The organism is Vibrio sp. 1F169, from assembly GCF_041439605.1.
GTDB lineage: Bacteria > Pseudomonadota > Gammaproteobacteria > Enterobacterales > Vibrionaceae > Vibrio > Vibrio tasmaniensis_A.
Map to the genome: position 1 here is coordinate 1 of NZ_JBGOOI010000012.1, position 21,783 is coordinate 21,783.

17 protein-coding genes are annotated in these 21,783 nt (G+C 43.3%); 8 read left to right on the plus strand and 9 right to left on the minus strand.

All coding sequences use genetic code 11. From position 1 onward, the window contains the following. Positions 1 to 256 precede the first annotated feature (256 nt). Both yciH and ACED53_RS07300 read right to left on the minus strand, forming a co-directional pair. The gene (gene yciH, locus ACED53_RS07295; RefSeq protein WP_012600635.1) at positions 257 to 568 is read right to left on the minus strand and encodes a stress response translation initiation inhibitor YciH; all 312 of its coding nucleotides are present in this window, start codon (positions 566 to 568) and stop codon (positions 257 to 259) included. Between the two features lie 4 nt (positions 569 to 572). Further along, positions 573 to 944 carry a DUF3319 domain-containing protein gene (locus ACED53_RS07300; protein WP_029222765.1) on the minus strand — a complete coding sequence of 124 codons (372 nt, stop codon included), beginning with the start codon at positions 942 to 944 and terminating at the stop codon, positions 573 to 575. 100 nt (positions 945 to 1,044) lie between these two features. On the opposite strand from ACED53_RS07300, the gene ACED53_RS07305 reads away from it, so the two are divergent. Beyond that, positions 1,045 to 2,013, plus strand: a complete 969-nt coding sequence (locus tag ACED53_RS07305) for a tyrosine-type recombinase/integrase (RefSeq protein ID WP_017100557.1) — start codon at positions 1,045 to 1,047, stop codon at positions 2,011 to 2,013. 189 nt (positions 2,014 to 2,202) lie between these two features. On the opposite strand, the gene ACED53_RS07310 is transcribed toward ACED53_RS07305, so the two are convergent. Both ACED53_RS07310 and ACED53_RS07315 read right to left on the minus strand, forming a co-directional pair. Continuing rightward, a complete protein-coding gene (locus ACED53_RS07310) occupies positions 2,203 to 3,198 on the minus strand; it encodes a D-alanine--D-alanine ligase (protein WP_017100556.1) in 996 nt (331 codons plus the stop codon). Positions 3,199 to 3,377: 179 nt separating this feature from the next. Continuing rightward, positions 3,378 to 3,941 (minus strand): SPOR domain-containing protein, encoded by a 564-nt coding sequence (locus ACED53_RS07315; protein ID WP_009845372.1) that lies wholly within the window; start codon positions 3,939 to 3,941, stop codon positions 3,378 to 3,380. Between the two features lie 216 nt (positions 3,942 to 4,157). On the opposite strand from ACED53_RS07315, the gene ACED53_RS07320 reads away from it, so the two are divergent. Next, complete coding sequence (locus ACED53_RS07320) at positions 4,158 to 6,839, plus strand: bifunctional acetate--CoA ligase family protein/GNAT family N-acetyltransferase (RefSeq protein ID WP_017100555.1); 2,682 nt, start codon at positions 4,158 to 4,160, stop codon at positions 6,837 to 6,839. Here ACED53_RS07320 and ACED53_RS07325 read toward each other — a convergent pair. Then, positions 6,831 to 7,718, minus strand: coding sequence for a LysR family transcriptional regulator (locus ACED53_RS07325; protein ID WP_017100554.1), 888 nt, complete (start codon positions 7,716 to 7,718; stop codon positions 6,831 to 6,833). The two genes, ACED53_RS07320 and ACED53_RS07325, sit on opposite strands and share 9 nt — an antisense overlap. 224 nt (positions 7,719 to 7,942) lie before the next feature. Between ACED53_RS07325 and ACED53_RS07330 the strand changes: the two genes are divergently transcribed. Continuing rightward, positions 7,943 to 10,081 (plus strand): TonB-dependent hemoglobin/transferrin/lactoferrin family receptor, encoded by a 2,139-nt coding sequence (locus ACED53_RS07330; protein WP_017100553.1) that lies wholly within the window; start codon positions 7,943 to 7,945, stop codon positions 10,079 to 10,081. Between the two features lie 423 nt (positions 10,082 to 10,504). Here ACED53_RS07330 and galE read toward each other — a convergent pair whose 3' ends face one another. Further along, the gene (gene galE / locus ACED53_RS07335) at positions 10,505 to 11,518 is read right to left on the minus strand and encodes a UDP-glucose 4-epimerase GalE (RefSeq protein WP_017100552.1); all 1,014 of its coding nucleotides are present in this window, start codon (positions 11,516 to 11,518) and stop codon (positions 10,505 to 10,507) included. A 460-nt stretch (positions 11,519 to 11,978) separates the two neighbouring features. Here galE and ACED53_RS07340 point away from each other — a divergent pair, with 460 nt between their 5' ends. The 3 genes from ACED53_RS07340 (at position 11,979) to ACED53_RS07350 (ending at position 14,594) form a co-directional block, all read left to right on the plus strand. Then, on the plus strand, positions 11,979 to 12,722 hold the full coding sequence (locus tag ACED53_RS07340) for a 5-oxoprolinase subunit PxpA (protein ID WP_029223943.1): 744 nt from the start codon (positions 11,979 to 11,981) through the stop codon (positions 12,720 to 12,722). A 152-nt stretch (positions 12,723 to 12,874) separates the two neighbouring features. After that, on the plus strand, positions 12,875 to 13,651 hold the full coding sequence (locus tag ACED53_RS07345) for an allophanate hydrolase subunit 1 (RefSeq protein ID WP_017100551.1): 777 nt from the start codon (positions 12,875 to 12,877) through the stop codon (positions 13,649 to 13,651). Then, positions 13,644 to 14,594: a biotin-dependent carboxyltransferase family protein gene (locus ACED53_RS07350; protein ID WP_029222767.1), complete on the plus strand. Its 951-nt coding sequence runs from the start codon at positions 13,644 to 13,646 to the stop codon at positions 14,592 to 14,594. Before ACED53_RS07345 ends, ACED53_RS07350 begins: the two co-directional genes overlap by 8 nt. Before the next feature lie 146 nt (positions 14,595 to 14,740). Here the strand turns inward: ACED53_RS07350 and ACED53_RS07355 are convergent, their stop codons facing one another. The 3 genes from ACED53_RS07355 to ACED53_RS07365 form a co-directional block, all read right to left on the minus strand. Beyond that, positions 14,741 to 16,195, minus strand: coding sequence for an FAD-dependent oxidoreductase (locus ACED53_RS07355; RefSeq protein ID WP_017100549.1), 1,455 nt, complete (start codon positions 16,193 to 16,195; stop codon positions 14,741 to 14,743). Positions 16,196 to 16,726: 531 nt separating this feature from the next. Further along, a complete protein-coding gene (locus ACED53_RS07360) occupies positions 16,727 to 19,165 on the minus strand; it encodes an ABC transporter permease (RefSeq protein WP_017100548.1) in 2,439 nt (812 codons plus the stop codon). Between the two features lies 1 nt (position 19,166). Beyond that, entirely contained in the window at positions 19,167 to 19,841 is a 675-nt protein-coding gene (locus ACED53_RS07365) for an ABC transporter ATP-binding protein (RefSeq protein ID WP_009845334.1), read from the minus strand. Here ACED53_RS07365 and ACED53_RS07370 point away from each other — a divergent pair. Both ACED53_RS07370 and fabV read left to right on the plus strand, forming a co-directional pair. Continuing rightward, the gene (locus ACED53_RS07370; RefSeq protein WP_009845333.1) at positions 19,840 to 20,457 is read left to right on the plus strand and encodes an arylesterase; all 618 of its coding nucleotides are present in this window, start codon (positions 19,840 to 19,842) and stop codon (positions 20,455 to 20,457) included. The genes ACED53_RS07365 and ACED53_RS07370 overlap by 2 nt on opposite strands. An 81-nt stretch (positions 20,458 to 20,538) precedes the next feature. Beyond that, the gene (fabV, locus tag ACED53_RS07375) at positions 20,539 to 21,738 is read left to right on the plus strand and encodes an enoyl-ACP reductase FabV (protein WP_102579886.1); all 1,200 of its coding nucleotides are present in this window, start codon (positions 20,539 to 20,541) and stop codon (positions 21,736 to 21,738) included. Positions 21,739 to 21,783 lie beyond the last annotated feature (45 nt).

Genomic DNA, 21,783 nt, shown 5'->3' on the forward strand with positions numbered 1-21,783 from the left:
AAAAAAGAGACATTTTAACTTTGCTAAAAAGTGACATTACAACTTTGCGCCTACACTCTTAGTGCGTATTATGTACGTTATGTTAAATTGAGTTTGGTGTTTATAAGGCAGGTATCTTTATGCGATGCCCTGCCTTTATGTTGTATCGGTACTCTCTGAATTCTACTGTGTATTTAACCAGAGTGGCTATTTACCATAAAATACCTAATAACCAGTGATAATAATCTTCGATTTTACCCCTGGCATTAGTTAGAGCTTAACCGCCAGCAAATTTAACTTTGTAGCCTTTCTTTTCAAGATGCGCTTTGAGCTTGTCACGAGCGTCGCCTTGAATCTCGATGTTGCCATCTTTTACTGAGCCGCCACAGCCACATACTTTTTTCAGTTCCGCAGCCATGAGTTTTAATGGTGCGTCATCTAGGTCTAAGCCTGTTACGATAGAAACGCCTTTACCTTTACGGCCTTTTGTTTCTTTTTGGATTCGAACAATACCATCGCCTTTAGGGCGCTGGATTTTCTCTTCTTCAGGTTTAATACGACCTGTTTCAGTTGAATATACTAGGCTCATAATTTTACTTCTTTTGCTGTGCTGCTTTTTGTTTTGCGAGTAAGAAAGCCTCTATATGACGCTGGATTGCAATCTTGCCACCTTTAATTAGGCGCCCGTTAAACATGCAATACCAAGCGTTAGGCTCACCGCTATCATTTTTAATTTGGTAACCATGGAAGTTTTCAGCTAAGCCACCACCAGACGCCCTCGACTTGTTTAACGCTGTGAATTCTTTCGGGTCAATAAGGGTCGCAGTATCAATCCACCAATCAATACTCTTTTTCACAGCAGGTAAATTACCTTGAATAATGTTGTTTTTTAGCTTGGCACGCCAAACGGTGTTGTTTGCATCCGCTGATTGTAGAGGAACGCCTCGGTAAACTGAATTTGCCATATCCATTGATCATCGTTTTGTTTTCATTACGTTAATCATAAGTATACTTCTAATGATATCAAGCATAATATGGCAAAAACACCTGTTGAGGTACGGTAATTTGAGAAAAAAAGTCCCTATTTTATCGGACTCTGTGATAATTAATTCATTTGTTGAAAAATTAAACAGCCACGCGACAATTGAAATTATAGATGAGTTAACAGGATATCAGTACTCTCGAAACTCCTTGTTGGGTATCTCCAGTGATTGGAATCGCTACCATGCATTCTGTACTAAAAATCGTATTAACACACTTCCAGCATCCATCACTGCTGTTCGGCGTTTTCTTGAGACTGAATCCAGTGAAAGAAAATTCGCGTCTTTGAAACGTTACACTGCAACACTTAGCTTGTTGCATACTGTGTTGAGCTTTGCTAACCCAATCAAGCATAGGCAAGTTCGTTTTACCCTGCTCCACTTGCAATCTCGAATGGCTGGCGACGCTAAACAAACCAATGCCATGACATCCGCACACCTCACAGAGTTAAACACGTTACTTTCCCATGAGAAATCGAGCTTAAAAGAGATCAGAGATATCGCGATTTATAATGTGATGTTCGAGTGTGCTTTAAAGCGGTCTGAACTAAAGGCGTTGTCGATGGATAATGTGGAGAGCGTTGAGAATGACTACCAGATTACAATAAAAGGTTCAGTGTATAGGCTATCGCGAGTAGCAAGCGCCGCACTTGAGCGTTGGTTTTCGTTTACCGGAACACAAGACGAGTTGCCTGTATTTCGTGCGATAGATAAACATGAAAATATCAGTCTGCAAGCTTTAGATGATTCGTCGATCTACAGAATATTGAGAAGAGCAAGTGACTTACTTCAATTGGCTGACAACCACCATTTCTCCGGGAACTCTATTCGTGTAGGTGCCGCACAAGAACTATCGAAACAAGGCCTTAAGGTGAGAGAAATTCAAGATTTTGGTCGTTGGCTCAGCCCTGCAATGCCTGCGCAATATGTGGGTTATTCGGGTACCTCTGAGAGTGAGAAGATGAAGTTTAAAGCACTAATCCCTTGGCAATGAGCTGATGGCTTTGTTAAGAGGCGGCTTGTTTATCTACGGTTTTTTTATAGGCAGATTGTTAAGTCAATCAACTGACTTTGCAAACCAAAAGCTTCCGACTTAAAAACAAATAGCGCCTTGGTAGATAAGCTCAAGTCGCTATTTGTTATCTAATGAGTTATATAAAACGGCTAAGATATTTTGGGTGAACTAAAAAATGCTTGTTCTCACGCAGTTTTCTAAGAACTGGCTGAATTTGTGGCCGTCATGTTCAACCATTTTTGGGAACATGGAAATTGGCGTCATACCTGGGAAGGTATTCACTTCGTTCAGGTAGATCTCATTGTCTTGTGTTAAGAAGAAATCGATACGAGACAAGTGACGAAGCTTCATCTGCGTGAATACCTTGCGGGCGCTGTCTGCAATCAATTCACGCTGTTCATCGGTTAAGTTAGTTGCTTCAACTTCAGTAATTGAGTGGCTGTCTGCACTGTACTTCTCTTCGTAAGAGTAAAATGCGCCATTAGGTGCAATCACCTCGCCTGGCTTGCTTATCTGTAGCTCGCCATCGATTTCATAAGCGGCAACTTCTAGCTCTCTTGGCACCACGGATTTCTCAATAAGCACTTGATCAGAGAAGGTAAATGCCTTGTTGATTGCTCCGCTTAATTCTTCTGCTTGATTGACTTGGTAACAGCCAACGGAAGATCCCTGACGAGCCGCTTTGACGAACACTTTCCCCCAACTTTCAAAGGCTTGTGTCGCCTGTGCATGAGCTAGTTCAGTGTTGTCGGATAAGAACAGATAAGGCGTATTTGGGATACCCAGAGCGTCGTACCAAAGTTTTGATGTGATTTTATTGAAGCTGTTGTTGCTTGCTTCAGAACCACAACCTAGGTACGGAATCTTAGCCATTTCAAACAGTGATTGAATGTCACCTGTTTCGCCCGGGAAACCATGAATACATGGAACAATGAAATCGACTTTTGATTCTAAGTTGTCGCCACGTAAGGTTTGATCGTTAATATCAAGATAAACCAACTCACCAGAATCAAGACACCAGCCTTCGTTTTTAATTTCAACTCTCACAACGTTAAAATCTGCAACGCTATTAAGTTGTTCAAAAAGGTAATTGGCTGAAACGATCGACACTTCATGCTCTGAAGATCCACCGCCGCAAAGTAGAAGGATGTTTGTGGTGTTCATGGGTAAATTCGGTCCTTGAAACTAGGAATACTGACTTCAATGATAAACAAAAGTCGAAATAGGTACAGTGTTTTGAATGCTAAAATCGTCATCTAAGGAGTGAGCGATTAACTATTAAACAAAACTAACCGTCATAAAACAAAAGAAGGAGCATTTGCTCCTTCTTTATGATTTAAAACTTAGTTTAACTTGTTAAGCGTTGGGTATTCAGAGTTCTTGATATCATCAATGCTCTTAACGAATGGCTTTAAGTTTTGAAAACTGCTCGGCAAAGATGAAATCGCCTTTTTAGCGTCTAAGCGTGTCGCGTAGTCACCGTAAAGTACAGTGAACCACTTCGTGCCGTTAACCATTTTGTAGTTTTCCCAAATTGGCTGGGAAGTGGTTGGTAGCATTTTTACAAAAGAATCGACTTTGGCTTGGCTGCCAACAGCAACAACTTGAACTGTGTAACCAAAGCGTTGGTTCATGTCTTGTTGCTTCTTGGTTGGAGCTGTAATTGTTGCAACCGGCTTAGCTCTAGTCGTGTGAGTGATTTTTTGTTCTACAGGTGTGGTTCTGACAACGTTGACCACGTTCTCTTCAACAACGGCAGTCTGCTCAGATTGAGATACAACTGGAGCTTCAACTTTAGCCGTTTTGAACTCTTCTTGATAGCTATCTGACGTTACATTGGTAACGTAGTTGTCAGATACACATGCAGCCAAGAGCAGTGGCAAAGTCACAATTGCAAGTTTTTTCATGGAAAGCTCTATATCCTTAATAATAATTACTATAAATCATGCCGATACGTCGGTTTAGAATCAAGTTAACTTTGAGATTATACACCATTAGTGGGTGACCTATTTCACAAACTTTATGCAGTGTCTGCTTATTCATCTTAATTCGGTGAATTTGCCATCAACCCGTGAATGAAAAGTAAGTTACGATGAACTTACGTGCATTGCTAGGATATGTCTATGAATCATCTTGATCCCCTACTTAAACCCCGTTCAATCGCTGTTGTTGGTGCATCTCAACGAGAAACGCGTGCAGGATATATCGTCATGAACAATCTGTTACACGGGGATTTTAAAGGTGCGGTGATGCCGGTAACACCAAAATACGATTCTGTCGCAGGCGTCCTCTCTTACAAAAACATCTTGTCGCTACCTATCGTGCCTGACCTTGCTATTTTGTGCACTAATGCGACACGCAATGTGGCTATTTTTGAAGAGTTGGCCGAGAAAGGTATCGCTTCCGTCATTGTGCTCTCCTCCGACATGCAACAGCAAAGTGATAGCGGTGAAACGTTTGATGAGAGATGTATTGCAATAGCCAAAGCAAACAATATTCGGGTACTTGGTTCCAATAGCTTGGGAGTTATTGTCCCGTGGTTAAATTTGAATGCCTCTTTTTCTCCGGTGACGGCGCTGCCAGGTAAAATCGCCTTTGTTTCTCAATCCGCTGCAGTGTGTACAACGATTCTAGATTGGGCGAACGATAAAGAGATCGGCTTCTCGGCGTTTATCTCGATAGGTAATGGCAGTGACATAGAATTCTCAGAGCTGTTGGATTATCTGAGTACCGACTCTCACACCGAAGCAATATTGCTTTATGTTGATAGTATTAAAGATGCGAGGCGCTTTATCTCTGCTGCGCGTGCTGCGTCACGTAATAGACGAATTCTAGTGTTAAAAGGCGGGCGAACCGCTAAAGGCCGGGCGGCGGCCATGCTACATACTGGCGGTGCCGATACGTTAGATATTATCTATGACTCAGCGATCCGACGCAGCGGCATGTTGCGAGTTAAGAACTTACATGAACTGTTTGCAGCGGTAGAGACTCTGACTCATTCAGTACCACTACGTGGAGAGCGCTTGGCTATTGTGACCAATGGGGGCGGCCCAGCGATCATGGCGGTGGATACCCTTTTTGACCGTGGTGGTAAACTTGCCGAGTTTTCTGAAGATACGCTAGAGAAACTCAATAAGGTTTTGCCATTGAGTTGGTCTCAGAGTAATCCAATCGATATTGTTGGTGACGCCGGTGAGCAACGTTATATCGATACGATAAACATCTTGTTAGATGGTGATGAAGCGGATGCGATTCTTATCATGCACAGCCCTTCTGCGATCGCACATTCAGCTAAAACAGCTGAACGAATTATTGAAGCCATTAAAAAGCATCCTCGCCACAAGCGATTTAACATTCTAACGAATTGGTCTGGTGAGCTAACAGCAAAGCCAGCACGAAAGTTGTTTACCGAAGCGGGTTTCCCAACCTATCGAACACCTGAAAGTTCAGTAGTCGCATTCATGCACTTGGTCGAGTACAGACGTAACCAACGTCAGTTAATGGAAACGCCAACCACGGCAGAAAAAGTCCATATTGAAGATCTAGCAGATGCAAAAAATTGGATAGAACGACAACTACTGGATAAAGACACAGTTAGCCTTGATACGCATCAAAATAGCCAATTTTTCAAGCACTTCAACCTAGATGTATTACCAACTTGGATAGCTTCTGACCCAAGTGAAGCGGTACATATTGCCGAAACGATTGGTTACCCAGTCGCAGTTAAACTACGTTCGCCAGACATTGCACATAAGTCGGACGTGCAAGGAGTCATGCTTAATTTAAGAAACAGCAATGAAGTCGCCAATGCGGCTCAGGCGATTCTCGATCGCTCTCAACTGTCGTTCCCTACTGCGCATATTCATGGCTTGTTAATTCAAGGAATGGCCAAACTCGCCGGCGGGCAGGAGCTACGTGTAAAAGTGACAACGGACGAAACCTTTGGTCCTATCATTTTACTTGGTCAAGGAGGTTCTGAATGGGATGAATCCATTGACGCTGCTGCAGCCTTTCCACCACTCAATATGACACTGGCGCGTTACTTGATCATTCGAGCGATAAAAAGCGGCAAGATTCGTCTGCAAAAACTACCTAACCCGATTGATATTGAAGGTCTCTCTGAATTGTTGGTGCGTATATCTCAGATGGTAGTAGATTGCCCTGAAATACATGATTTGGATATCCATCCAGTACTGGCCAACGGAGACAAGTTCACGATATTAGATGCCGATATCATCTTGAAAGCATACCAAGGCGATCCTCAAGAACGTCTTGCGATTCGCCCTTATCCAGTCGAATTGGAAGAGAATATCGTACTTAAGGACGGCACTGAGGTGTTGTTACGCCCGCTCCTTCCTGAAGACGAGCCGCTTCATGCTGATTTTATTCATCGTGTATCCAAAGAAGACCTTTACAAGCGTTTCTTTAGTGATGTGGGTGAATTCAATCATGAGGCGTTGGCTAACTTTACTCAGATTGACTTTGATAGAGAAATTGCATTTGTGGTCGTTCGAAAGGAACAAGGCGTACCCGCGATTATTGGCGTATCGAGAGCGCTGATTAACCCAGAGAACACCGATGCAGAGTTTGCTATTCTGATACGTTCCGATCTGAAAGGCGTCGGATTAGGTCGCATTTTGATGACTAAGGTTATTGACTACTGTCGTACAAAGCAGACCAAGCAGATGTCGGGTATGACGATGCCGACCAACCGAGGGATGCTGACACTAGCCCAGAAGTTGGGCTTCGAGCTAGATATCAGTTTTGAAGACGGCACTGCAGATATGGTGTTGCCGTTACTTTAACGCCCATGTTTTTTTTAGGTGTTGAATACACCAAGACTTGGCGTCGCCCATTTTGTTACGTCGCCAAGCCATTACGATGTCGATAAGCTGTGGTTCGGTACCCGAAATCTGTTGTAGAACGCCAGATTCAATCAAAGGTTTAGCTACACTATTCGGTAAGGTGCCGATCCCTAACCCTGCAGTTAGAGCCTCTACCTTGGCTGGGAAGCTTGTTACGGTTAAACGTGGCTGCTTTTCTAGAATATTGATGCTTAATGCAGGTTGGTCACGCGCTGTATCTGCAATTGCGATAACCCTGTAACTTTCTCTCGCCTTTTGGTCGAAATCACCAGAACGCTTATGAACGTAGTGATTTGATGCTGCAACCCATACCATTTCCATCTTACCGATAATGTCACTTTTCATATCGTTTGGTATGGTGTCAACCTTTGGGCACACCAATAAATCAGCTCGGCCGTCTGAAAGAGATTCCCAACATCCAGCTAGAATCTCTTCTTGTAATCGAACCCTAGTTTTACTTATTTTTCCGAGTTCATCGACTAATGGGAAGAAATTAGCAATCGGAATAATGCCATCAAAGGCAATCGTTAAATCCAACTCCCAGCCATTGGCAAGAATACTCGCGTCATTAACGAGCTGTTCAGTGGCACCAAGAATGATCCTTCCTTGCTCTAATATTAACTGCCCCGCTTCCGTGAAATTTGCACGGTGGCCTGAGCGATCAAAAATCATAATATCTAAGTCTTGTTCTAGCTTCTGGATTTGATAACTCAATGAAGAAGGTGCTCGGTCCATTTCATTAGCCGCTGCCGCGAAGCTTCCACGACGATCAATGGCATCTAATATGTGTAAGGCTTCAAGTGTTATTGGGCTATGCATAACTTTCCTACTTTGTAAGTGAGATCTTAATCACAAAAAGAGAAGCATTCACGTAGTGAATGGAACTGAAAAACTCTTTTTAATACATGTGTTTAATGACGCTAATTATGAATTAGTTGATAATATTGAAAATTATTTAAATGCAAATAATAGTAATTATCATTTAGATCCAATATCATCTTTCGCAAATCAAGATGATATTATGGAACTAAGGTAACTATCAGATGTATAAGCAATCCCTACTCTCTGCTTCAATCGTTTTAGCGCTTTCATCAACATCAGCCTTTGCTGAAGATTATGCCCTATTTGACGAGGTTGTTGTATCAGCAACGCGTACTGAACAAAACAAAGAAGACGTTTCAAGCTCAATTGAGTCTGTATCTGCAAAAGATATAGATAATCAAATGTCTAGCGACATAAAGCAAGCTCTTCAATACACGCCAGGAGTAGAAGCTCAAGGCGGTGGCCGTTTTGGTATTTCAGGCTTTAACATCCGCGGTGTTGAAGGTGATCGCGTTAAACTTATGGTAGATGGAGTTCAACAACCTACACCATATAACCCTGGCGCTTCTGAGCAACGTAAATATTCGAATGCGATCGAAGTCGATACATTAAGTGTCATAGAGGTGAATAAAGGCCCTGCTTCTACGCTTTACGGTTCAGATGCCATTGGTGGTGCAGTACTGCTAAGAACTAAAAATCCAGAGGATATGCTTAGAACTGACGGGGATGAAAACCGTTTTGGCATCAAATCTACCTATACATCTGCAGATGAACAGTTCAAGAACACAGTTTCTTGGGCGATGCGTAAAGATAAGTTAGAAACGATCGTTATGGCGACATACGCTCAAGGCCACGAGACAGAAACTCATTCATCAGGAAGCGAAGTTCAAGGTCCAGATCGTGGTGCAGAGAACCCAGCAGATACGGAATTAAGTAATATCCTAGCCAAAGCATTCTACAATGTATCAGATTCAAATAAGGTTGGTATTACGGTTGAGCATTACCAACGTCAATATGATGAAGATGAGCTAAACTACAATGGCTATCAGCTTATGCCGGGCTTTGTATATACTGATAATTACAACAAAGACACCAACAAACGTTTTCGTGCAACATTGGAACAACAGCTTAAGCTAAGCTCTTCAATTGCTGACTCTTTAGACTGGTCTCTAAGTTACCAAGACTCAAGTACTCTGAATAAAAACTACGATACAACTCGCTTCAACGGACGTCGACTTCGTGAGCGTGATGCTTCTGATGTAAACATGCAAGTTGATACACAGCTTTCTAAGCTAGTGAATATTGATGGTGCGGATCACGAATTCACATATGGTTTCACATACCTGAAGAATGACTTTGAGCTCGAAAACTACGACCATAAGTTTGACCGAGGCACTGTTACACCGGGTAGCACTGGTATCCCTGATGCAGAAATAACGCAATGGGGTGTGTTTGTTCAAGACCAAGCATTTTTCATGGAAGACAAGTTGATTGTAACTGGCGGTCTTCGTTATGACTCATTTGTTGCTGCCCCATCAACGGATGAAGGCTACAAGACTCAATATGAGAAGAATAAAGATGACGCCGTCACAGCTAAGCTAGGTTCAGTTTACCACATCAATGATAACCTATCGGTATTTGGTCAAGTTGGGCAAGGGTTTAAAGCACCTTCAGTTTACGACCTCTACTACTTCTATACTCGAGGTGCCATCATTGAAGCTAACCCTAACTTGAAAGCCGAAAGAAGTATCTCTTACGAGCTTGGTCTTCGTGGCAATAATGAACATGCTCGCTTTGAACTAAGCACTTTCTACACTGATTACTCTGATTTCATTAACCAGACGAAAACGGGCAAACAAGGCGGTAAAGACGTATACACCAAAGAGAACTTAGATAAAGTAACTATCTATGGTGCAGAGCTTTCTTCAACGATTAATCTAGACACTTTGTTAGACGCACCATTTGGTACCTACACTCGTTTAGCGGTCGCTTATGCTGATGGTGAAGATAAATCTACAGGTAAATCCATTGATTCAGTAGCACCACTAACGGGTACGCTAGGTCTTGGTATCGAACGCGAGACTTTCGGTTCAGCTTTAAATATTAAAATGGTTGCTGCGAAAGATGAGTGGAACTCTGATGACAACGTAAACGTGGCTGGATACACAGTTGTTGATTTGACTGCTTATTACCGCCCTGTCACGGATTTAACCTTGCGAGCGGGTCTATTCAACGCATTAGACAAAAAATATTGGCTGTACAATGACATGTCAGGCCGTGGGCACGATTCTAAGTTCAACACCGATATTAAGTCTCAGCCGGGTCGTAACTGGGGTATATCTGCAAACTACGAGTTCTAACTGGTTAGAAATCTAGTTCGTTGTAGAGCTAAGTTTATTGAGGACCTAGGTGATTAAAGATCTAGGTCGTTCCAAAATAAAGCCATACAAAAAAGACTGTAGAAATTAAAAAGCCAGCTTACGATAAGCTGGCTTTTGTTATTTCACTAAAAGTTGTATCAAAAAGGGGTAAAGTGAAATTATTTCTCTGCCATTTCTTTCTTAACCATTACTGCAGCAGCAATGATGAAAGTGATGATTAGGCCTAGTTCCATGATTAACTCCAAAGAAAATTAACATTAAACATATAATTCGCGAGCATGATAACAACAACCGATACAGAATGATACTTTTTAACCACCAAATCATTTTTTATTCGATTTAGATCAAAAAAGATGCCCTAGAGCATCTTTTTGTACGTTAACTATTCATGAAATCACTTAATTAACCAGGGAAACCATCAGGATTTGTTGATTGCCAGCGCCATGTATCTTCACTCATTTCAGCCAGTGTGCGTGTCGCATTCCACCCCAGTTCTTTCTGAGCTTTCGCTGGGTCGGCCCAACACTCTGCGATATCACCAGGACGACGCTCAACGAGTTTATAAGGTATCGCTTGGCCGCTCGCTTTCTCGAAGGCTTTAACCATATCTAATACACTTGAACCGTTGCCAGTACCTAGGTTATAGATGTGAAGACCGTTTTTACGCCCTACTTTCTCAAGTGCTGCAATGTGTCCATCAGACAGATCCATAACGTGGATGTAATCACGAACACCAGTGCCATCCTTTGTTGGGTAATCACTACCAAATACAGATAGGAATTCACGTCGGCCAACTGCAACTTGAGATACAAATGGCATTAGGTTGTTTGGAATACCACTTGGGTCTTCACCGAGTTCACCACTTGGGTGTGAACCTACGGGGTTAAAGTAACGTAATAACGTAATGCTCCAATCGGGGTTAGCCTTTTGGAAGTCAGTTAAGCACTCTTCAACCATGAGCTTGCTACGACCGTAAGGATTGGTTGCGCTTGTGGGAAAATCTTCTGTGATAGGAACACTAGCAGGATCGCCATAAACTGTTGCTGAAGAGCTGAATACTAATGTCTTTACGTCAGCGTCACGCATTGCATCGACAAGGACTAACGTGCCATTTACATTGTTGTCGTAGTATTCGAGAGGTTTGGCAACAGACTCGCCAACCGCTTTCAGGCCCGCAAAATGAATAACAGCTTCAATATTGTGTTTCTTCATAGTTTCAGTTAAAAGCGCTTTATCACGAATGTCACCTTCAATGAAATCAGGACGAACGCCAGATACTTTTTCGATACGTTCTAAAACGCTTGGTTTACTGTTGTATAAGTTATCGAAAAGCACAGGTGTCATACCTGCGTTAATCATCTGGATACTTGTGTGGCTACCAATGTAGCCCATGCCACCTGTAACTAAAACATTCATGTTTAGCGGACCTTTTAATTAAAAACACTCAACCTACCTCTTATGATACAACAGCTTAGGGTTGAGTCACAAACGCCTATGGCAGATACACCGCACGAGAGAACGAAAACTGACCTTTACCTTGAATTTCACTTAGACGTACACCTCAGCGCCAACCTTCAGAATTACATCAATGTCGCCATATGATTCATCACCTTACGTTTGCTCCCTAAACCGGAAACAAAATAGATGAAGCGCTGTTTGTCGAACACTTGTTTTTCAATTATCTTTAACCATAGTTTCTATACGTCATTGATGAAAGGAAGCATTTTTCACAATCCATTCTTTAGCGGGTTTGATACATGCCGTGACCTCATAGTAAATGCAGTTCTTGGTGTCGAAAATTTGAGTTAGGTCACTGTTTATTTATGGTATTTATAAGACCGTCATTACTCACCTCAACGTAAAGGGTTAGCACCACGTGACAACGAAGATTTTGCTTAATTGCGACATGGGAGAAAGTTTCGGCAATTGGAAGATGGGCGATGACGAGTCGGTCATGGAATGGGTCGATATGGCAAACATCGCTTGTGGCTTTCACGCGTCTGATCCGCACGTTATGTCTAAGACCATAAAACTGGCGCAGTACTATCACACCCAAATTGGTGCCCACCCTGGTTATCAAGATTTAGTTGGGTTTGGTCGCCGTTCTATTCCTCATACCATGGACGAGATCAGTGAGCTGGTTTGCTATCAAGTTGGCGCACTACAGGCTCTTTGCCGCTATCACCACACCTCTGTTGGTTATGTGAAACCTCATGGTGCCCTTTACAACGATATGATGGCGAACATTGATGTGTTTAATGCCGTTGCCCAAGCCGTTGCTGAATTTAACATCCCCCTAATGATCCTCTCTTCGTCAGACAATCAGCAGTATTTAGATATTGCTGACGATCATGACTTACCCCTCTTGTTTGAAGCGTTTGCTGACCGTGCATACTTGAATAATGGGCAGTTATCGCCGCGAACTCAAAAAGGCTCGGTTTACGTCAACCAAGACGACATCTACAACCAAGTCATGCAAATCATTAACTACGGTTCGGTTACGACCATTGAAGGTGAAAGACTGCCTATTGAAGCCGATACCATCTGTGTTCATGGTGATAACCCCCAATCCATCGCATTAATTAGAAAAATCAGACAAGACCTTAACGCTTTTAATTAGTATTGCGAAAGCTAGAAAGCGGTTAGCTAAAAGAAAGCGATAAGATAAGACCACAAAACAAGAAACCATGGCCAATTACCAAAGCTCATTACGCTGTGATTGGCACGAATGGTACTTTAAAGCGTATTTCTTCGTATCAGTATGGAAGCGAAATGAAGATGAACAAGATTGAATTCAATATCGACCCTGTCGCAGAGTGCAGTGTTCTCGTTACATTAACTTCAAGCGTGACGCAAAGTGTAGAGCACAGTTCAAGTGCAGATGATTCTCGATACATGGCCCACTTTTCTGAGGCCATTCGACAACATTTCGCGTCAGTATTAATGAACGTGACACCGGCTTATCACACAATATTGGTGGATTACCTACCTTATCGAATTTCAGAACATCAGCTCATTGAACAACTCAACTCTTTGTTGAGTCATGCTATTTCGTCCTTCTCTAGTGTTAGTAACACGCGTAACACTATCGAGCTTCCCGCTTATTACTCACCAGAAACAGCACTCGATTTAGACCGATATCAAGCCAAAGGCATGTCGCTCGACGATATTATTCAATATCACACCTCACAGACATACAGCGTCAGTGCGATTGGATTTACCCCTGGCTTTGCGTTTATGTCTGATGTGGTCAACGAGCTTGCTTTGCCTCGTCATTCAACCCCTCGCTTAAGAGTACCGAAAGGCAGCATCGCCATCGCGGATACGAAAACGGCGGTGTATCCTTCGGACTCACCGGGCGGTTGGAATATTATTGGCAATTGCCCGCTAGCACTGTTTGATCACAGCCAATTGAAGAACGCTGATACCACGCAAACGCCGCTGTCTCGACTTAATGTCGGTGACACAGTCCGTTTCATCGCGATTTCAAAACAAGAATTTGTTGAGCTTAGTTTTATGGAGATTAGTGGAGATGTCGCTAATGGTTAATACAATAGCTAAACCAACACTAACAGTGATTAAACCCGGCCCGTTGAGTTTGATTCAAGACTTCGGACGATTTGGTGTCGCTCATCTCGGGTTGACACAAGGTGGCCCTGTTGATGATTACTCGTATAGCTGGGCCAATCACCTGCTCGGAAACCCAGTCAACCAAGCAGTGTTGGAAATCACGCTTGGGCAATGCGCGTTACGAATCGATTTTGATTGTGAGATGGCATTATGTGGTGGCGATTTACAAGCGCAGCTCGATGGTAAACCACTGTCGAACTGGCGTACTTTTCAAGCTTTCTCAGGGCAAGTCCTCTCATTTGGTTTACCTAAAAATGGTCTAAGGGCGTATTTAGCCGTTAAGGGTGGCTTCGATGTTCCATCAACTCTTCATAGCTGTTCTACGGTGACTCGTGAAAAGATTGGTGGATTAACGCAAGATGGACAGCCATGCCAGCAAGGGCAACACATTGCTTTTACCCAACACCAACTCTCTCGCCCGTTTAAAGCGTTGAGTGTCACCTTCCGATACACGCCTAATTACAACCTACCAGTGAACCTGCGAGTGATTGAAGGCTATCAAAGCGAGCTGTTCTCAGAGTCAGCAAAAGCGACTTTGTATAACGTACAGTATCACGTTGACCAAAATTCTAATCGCATGGGTTATCGACTGAGTGGCGAATCGGTTGATTCACCTGATATTTCGCTATTGTCAGAAGGCATTGCCTTAGGTGCGATTCAAATCCCCCAAGATGGGCAACCTATCGTGTTGCTTAATGACAGACAGACCATTGGTGGCTATCCGAAGATTGGATGTGTTGCCAGAATCGATTTACCGCGCTTAGCACAAGCCAAACCTGGACATAAAGTCTCGTTTAGTAAAGGCGATCGCTTAGGATTACAAGATGTTTGGTGCCAATGGGCTCAGTTTTTCGGCTATTAGTTCTTGCTCTGTAGCTAAAAGTAATTGCCTAAAGATGTAGTTCGGTTGGTTTTCGGTATATTAGCTGGCGTTTGAATGAAGGTTCGGCTTACCTGTCAAAGTAAGCCGAATTGAAGATGTTTAGCGTAGTAGATTATGACTGAGTATTAAGCGTGATCTTGGCCTGATACCTTTGCAAGGGCTTCTGGGTATCCGCGTTCTTGTGTCAAATCTATCGCTTTATTCTCAATATTCTTTAGATTAAGTGACATTGTCACTGAGTGTGTATTTTCAATCGATACTGACTCTGCGACATCAAACCAATGCTCAGCGACCTTTTGCGCTGCCTCTAAGGTTGAAGATGCTTTGACTACTTCAAGTCGAGCATAGCGATCACCACAGAATGACACGTCTGAAGCTCTTAAGCTCGGATCGGTTCCCGGAATCTGCTGTGCACCGAACAAAGGCTTACCACCTACCAGTGCAGAGCTAAAACTTGGGATGAACTGAGACATATGCGTTATCGCAGCGCGAGTTCTTAATTCGAGCTGCTCTTCACTCCAACCTGATACGATTTTCTTAAGAAGCTTAGAAGGCAACTGAGGCTGTGATGAATCTGTTGATGATGAAACAAGCCCACCCTCAAATAGAGTAATCCCTTCTGTCATACCGTGAAGTTGGAATACACCATCAGCGTACGGTGTTAACTGAGCCATGCCTTGCGGTGTGCCTCTCGGGCCATGGAAGATAACCTCTGGCCACTCTTCCTTACATTCTTGCGAATACGGCCACTGCGTAACGTATGCGGCTTTGAACTCAACAAGCCTTTGTTGCTTAGAACCGACAAAGTCATCCACGATGCCCGTTTCAAAGCCACTTGCATTAATCAAGTAGTCGGTCGTTAGGTGACAGCTTTGGTTCTCAGCGTCTGTATAAGTCAAAGACCAACCTTGCTCTAACGATTCAACAGATTGTAATCGGCTGTTGGTTAACACGGTACAATTAGATTGTTGCCCCAAAGAGAGTTGAGCGGTTGCTGATAAGCGGAATACGCTCCAGCCATACTCTTGAACCATAGCAACAGGATACTTAAGGGTTTCTAGATCCGTATGTTTAGCGAAAGGAATACACCATTCATCAAGCGATGTTGGTTTCAGAGGCTGTGTTTGAGCAGCAAGTGCTAGTAACTCTTCTTTACTATACAGCTTGTAATACTCTTCCGGTTTACCAAGCACTTGGTTGCTTTTATCTTGATTAACAAGCTCAGCATAAGCGTTCTTGATTATCTTTAGGCGCGGAAGAAGATCCAACGGCTCTCCACCATCACTGTGTGGAACAGCGATAATTGTCGGACGAATATTGATCGTATGGGGAAACAAGCGGACGGTATCAATTGACTGAGTGAGCAACTGAAGACACTGCTCTACAGAAATATCTCGATACAAATTGCCACCAGCATGCAGATGGCAAATTGGTGGACCATTAACCAAACTCGGTCCTTTTTCCAAAATAGTGACCTTATAACCCAACTCACTAAAATGAATTGCGCTCGTCGTTCCGGCAATACCACCACCAACAATGGCAATAGAAGGCTGATTTGTATCCGTTTTGTTGTGGTTCATCGTGTTCTGTAGAATATGATTAACTGCCGCTATTCTACTTTTGTTCTGCTACGAATTAAAACACATTTTTATCAAGGTCTTAGATAGGCAGTATTTAATATCTATGTAAAAAACCTAAATAATCTCTTGACTCAATAACTCCAGATTGAGTTTTAAAGGTTATTATAACCGTCACATTTGTCCTAAGTGACGCCACATAAAGGCTGCCTCAGTACTCTTAAAACATAGATGTTAACTTATCCCTAAAGTTATCCACCGTTTTTGTGGATAACTGTTGATAACGTTCTTGCTAAGTTGCGCAAACCCTTTGTTTACAGGGACTGACCGCTGTTCATTAAATCGGCATTATTGCGCAATTAATTTTAAAAAATACTAAAAAAACGGGAAATTAAGGTGCGATGTTCGTAACTTGTGCTACGCATTGGTCAAATAAAAAGCGGTCTAAAGAGACGTCTTATAAATAGTGAACGACTAAGTATAAGTAATGTCACTTTTAGACCGTTTTAAGCATTTGTGAGATCTCGCTAGCGACTAGCCAAAATCCTTGTTTACTGGTGCCAACAAACGTTTGATTAAGCTATTCACTACCGCGGCCAATGTGATAAACGTCAGCACGGGTAGCGCTATCCACAGTATTGGGTGGAGTGAAGGTTCTAACTCAAAGCCAAAGTTCATTACCCCTGCAACACTGAGTTCAGAACCTAGCGCAGCAATTGAGCCAGCTACTAACGCCATCACCCCGTATTCACACCAAATAGTGTTAAGAATACGCTTCTTACTCGCGCCTAAGGTTCGGTACAAGCGTATCTCTTGTTGTCTTTGAGATAAGCTCAGTCGCAACAGAGTGAAGATAAGCAATAGCCCCGCCACTACACCTAACGCGGCAAGTACGGTTATCGACCAAACAATCTGTTTGAGCAACTCTTGGATCTTGCTACCCATTTTACGAATGTCCATCAAACTCACGGTCGGGTGATTTCGAGATAATTCGTTGAGCATTTGGTTGTGTTGCTCTTCTAATCTGAAGCTCACCAACCAAGTAGAAGGAATAGCGCTCAAAACATCGGGAGTAAAAATGAAATAGAAGTTTGGCTTCATTTCACGCCATTCTACTTTTCGGATGCTGTTCACCTTGGCAGAGACGTTCTGGCTGTTGATTGTGAATGAAAGATCATCGCCAATTTTCAAACCAAGTTGCTCTGCGACATCGGATTCCACAGATACGCCCTGCTCTTGTGTCCAGCTGCCTTCTAATACTTCATTGTACTCAGGCAGGCTATCTCCCCAAGTGAAGTTGATCTCACGACTTAGTGCATCTGTTTCTTCTGAGGTCTCGCTGTATTTCGCCGCCTCAACGCCGTTAATGGTTGTGAGCCTTCCTCGTATAATTGGAAACGCTTGAGTACGCTCTACTTCGTTTGCATCAATCGTCTCGAGATAACTGTCTTTCTCATAGCTCGCAATATTCAGCGCAAACGCATTTGGCGCGTTTTCAGGCAAAGTTTGCTGCCAATCTGACAACAAGTCACTTCTCACTAGCCATATGATCGATAACAGCATCAAAGACAGCGCTAAAGAACCAAATTGAATCCCTGTTGCTAATGGTGTGCGATTAATTCGGCTCAATGCCAAGCGCATAGATGTCGACGTCGGCAGTTGACCCACCAAACGCAGAACAAACGTACTGACAATCGCGAGTACTAAGAACAGGCAAGCGATACCCGCTAGAACTATCCATACCAACAGATTGTCACCGTACATCAGCATCATTGGAATAATAGGTACTAGCAACAACAGGTATTTCTTGTAGCTTTCATTAGACTGGTGACTTGATTGAATCACGCTGATTGCCGAAGTGCTTACCAAGCCAATTAACGGAATACCAAGAGCAGGCACACCAATGAGAATGCTTGATAAAATCGCCAAAATGACAGGTTCAATACCATAGCTAGGAAGTGGTGTTGGTAATAAGTCGCCCAGAGGTATACGAAGCAAAAATTCTAAGCCGATACCGATGGTAATTCCCAGTACTGCACCAATAACCACCAACAGAGACACCTGTATAGACAACCATTTAATGATCCATTGTTTGCTTGCCCCTAAACTCTTAAGCATCGCAATGGTTTTACGACGACTCGCAACATAATGTTGGCAAGTGAGTACCAAAGTGGTCGCAGCCATGATCACAACGATAGCAACCGTTAGCGATAAGTATTGAGTCGTACTTTCGAACATCTCGTTGGTACGACTGGCTGAGTCTTGTGTACGCCAGCGATCACTTGGTGTCAGTTCGATACTGTCTTGTGCTGCTTTGAGTTTCGATTCATCACCATTTAAAAACAATCTAAAGCTAACGCGGCTACCTGGTTGGATTGCGCCTGTCGCTTCAACATCATTATTGTGAATCAGAACAGCAGGCATTTGTTGGAAAGGGTTAAAACTCAGGCCCGGTTCTTGCGCGATACGCCCTGTAATTCTTAAATCGGCATCGCCAATAGTGACATTGTCACCAATTTCAACCTCTAGCTGCGCAAATATACGCTCATCAAGCCACAATTCACCCGGTTCAACATGATTGCTTACCGCGCTATCTGCTCCTTGCAGTATCATTTCGCCGCGTAAAGGATAATTGCTCTCTACGGCTTTAACGGTAACCAACTGCATCGAGTTATCACTGAATGCCATGGTTGAGAAGCGAGTTAACTGAGAGCTTTCTAACTGTTCAACCTGAGTCAGATCTAACAAAGGTTGTGGGATTGGGTTTGCCGATACAAATACACTGTCGGCGGTTAACGCATCTTTGCCCTGCTTTACGATCACTTGTTCCATACGCTCAGCTAAAGCTGAAAGCGCGAACACACAAGCTATAATGAGCGTTAGAGCGATGGATACCGGCCATAGCTGACCATGTCGAATCTCTTCGATACTCCATGAAAACAGTCGTTTGTTCAGTCCGTGTGATGAATTCAATTTACACTTCCTCTATGTGACCGACATGCATTTTCAAGGTTCGTTGGCAACGCTGTGCGAGCTTAGGGTCATGCGTGACGAGAACAAGCGTTGTACCGTGCGATGAATTAAGTTCGAACAACAGCTCGACGATTTTCGCTGCCGTTTGTTGGTCTAAGTTGCCTGTAGGTTCATCAGCAAAAAGGATTTTTGGCTTGATCATAAACGCGCGAGCTAAAGCGACTCTTTGTTGTTCACCGCCTGATAGCTGAGATGGCAGGTGATCAAGCCTGTCTTTCAAGCCCACTGATTCAAGCAAAGCCGTCGCGCGTTCGATGTCTTCGTCTTCACCTTTCAACAAACAAGGCAGCGTGACGTTTTGCAGGGCAGAAAGGCTTGGGATCAATAAGAAGCTTTGGAAAACAAACCCAACGGATTCACTGCGGATTTTGGCTCTCGCTTCGTCATCAAGCTGTGATAGAGGTTGGCCTAACAAACTGATTTCGCCAGAAGTTGGCACATCGAGTCCTGCAAGCAGTGTCATTAACGTGGATTTACCAGCACCTGAAGTACCGACGATCGCAACCGTTTCACCCTCACGAATATCGATATCAACATGCTCTAAGATTGTTAAATGTTCTTGATTAGTAGACACTGTCTTCGAAACAGCTTCTGCTTTAATGATGGATGTATGCATGACTCGACTAATTTCCTTTTTATTCTTAATTATATTTTCAACCGCTTCTTTGGCTCAAGATACCGAGTTAGATTCTAAGTTACTGGTGCTTGGTGATAGCTTGAGTGCTGGTTATAACATGGACATCAAACAGAGTTGGCCAAGCCTGTTACCAGACGCGTTAGCAAAGCATGACAAAACGGTAACCGTGGTCAACGGAAGTATTTCTGGTGACACAACTGGCAATGGCTTAGCTCGTTTACCACAATTGCTTGAAGAACACGCCCCAGACACTGTTCTTATCGAACTCGGTGCGAATGATGGTCTTCGTGGATTCCCACCTAAGCTGATGTCTGCGAATCTTGATCAAATCATTAAGCAGATAAAAGCTGCGGGCGCGAAACCTATTATGATGAAGATTAAAATCCCACCGAATTACGGTAAGCGTTACAACCAACAGTTTGAGTACGTTTTTGCAGCGCTTGCTGATCAACAAAACGTGCCACTTTTGCCGTTTTTCCTAGAGCATATCATCCTCAAACCGGAGTGGATGATGAACGATGGACTGCATCCAAAACCAGAAGCTCAGCCTTGGATTGCTGAATTTGTCGCCAAAGAATTATATCAGTATCTTTAGGTTTTAATGGTCTAGCTCAATAAATTTTACACAGCTTTACGTTAGCCTGAGTGCATATCACCGTTAACTGTAAGGTTATTTATGCTGATCGAACCTATTATCAAGGGTGTGGTAGCCAAAAGCGCTCACCCTCTAGGCTGTCAAGAAGCCGTAAAGCAACAAATCAAGTTTGTTAAGAGTACGCCGCAGATCAAAGATGGCCCTAAGCGAGTACTGATTATCGGTGCTTCCTCTGGCTTTGGACTTGCCGCTCGCATTGCCCTCACCTTTGGCGGTGCAAAAGCTGACACCATCGGCGTCTCATTCGAGCGCGGTCCTAACGAAAAATCCCTAGGCAGCGCTGGTTGGTACAACAACATTTATTTCAAGAAAGAAGCCGAACGAGAGCAACGCACTGCTATCAACATTGTTGGCGACGCATTTTCACAAGAAACACGTTCACAAGTTGTCGAAGCCATTGAAACCTACTTCGAAGGTGAAGTGGATCTAATTATCTATAGCTTAGCCGCTGGCGTAAGACCCAAACCAAATACCGAAGAATTCTGGCGCTCTGCCATTAAGCCAATCGGTGAAAGCGTGACTGGTACGACTATCTCACTAGAGCACGACAACTGGGTGACCAACACACTTGATGCTGCAACGGAAGAAGAAGCCGAAAGCACACTCAAAGTCATGGGCGGCGAAGATTGGGAACAGTGGATAGATGAGCTGATCAATGCTGAATCTATTGCCCCAGGTTGCAAAACCATTGCTTTTTCTTACGTTGGTCCAGAAGTCACGCACCCTATCTACTTAGACGGTACTTTGGGCCGCGCTAAAATAGACCTTCATCAAACAAGTCACGCACTTAACCTTGAACTAGCTAACTTTGGCGGTAATGCTTACGCGACCGTGTGTAAAGCATTAGTGACCAAAGCGAGTGTGTTCATTCCGGGGCTAAGCCCTTACCTACTCGCTTTATATAGAGTGATGAAAGAAAAAGAGACCCACGAAGGTTGTATCCAACAAATGCAACGCTTATTCAGCAGTAAGCTGTATGGACAAACCAAAGTACCACTTGATGGCGAGCGCCTAATTCGGATGGATGAATGGGAACTCGACCCAGAAACCCAAGCTCATGTGACTGAACTACTTGAAGCTATGGATGAAAACAACTTCCAATCAATCGGTGACTATCAAGGTTTTAAAGAAGAGTTTTTACAGTTGAACGGTTTTGCTCAACCATCGGTAGACTATAAAGAGAAACTTAACACTGATGATTTTATAAAGTTAAAGCCTTAATCGAAACTTATCTCATTACTGAGACCCAGATTCACATTTGAAAAC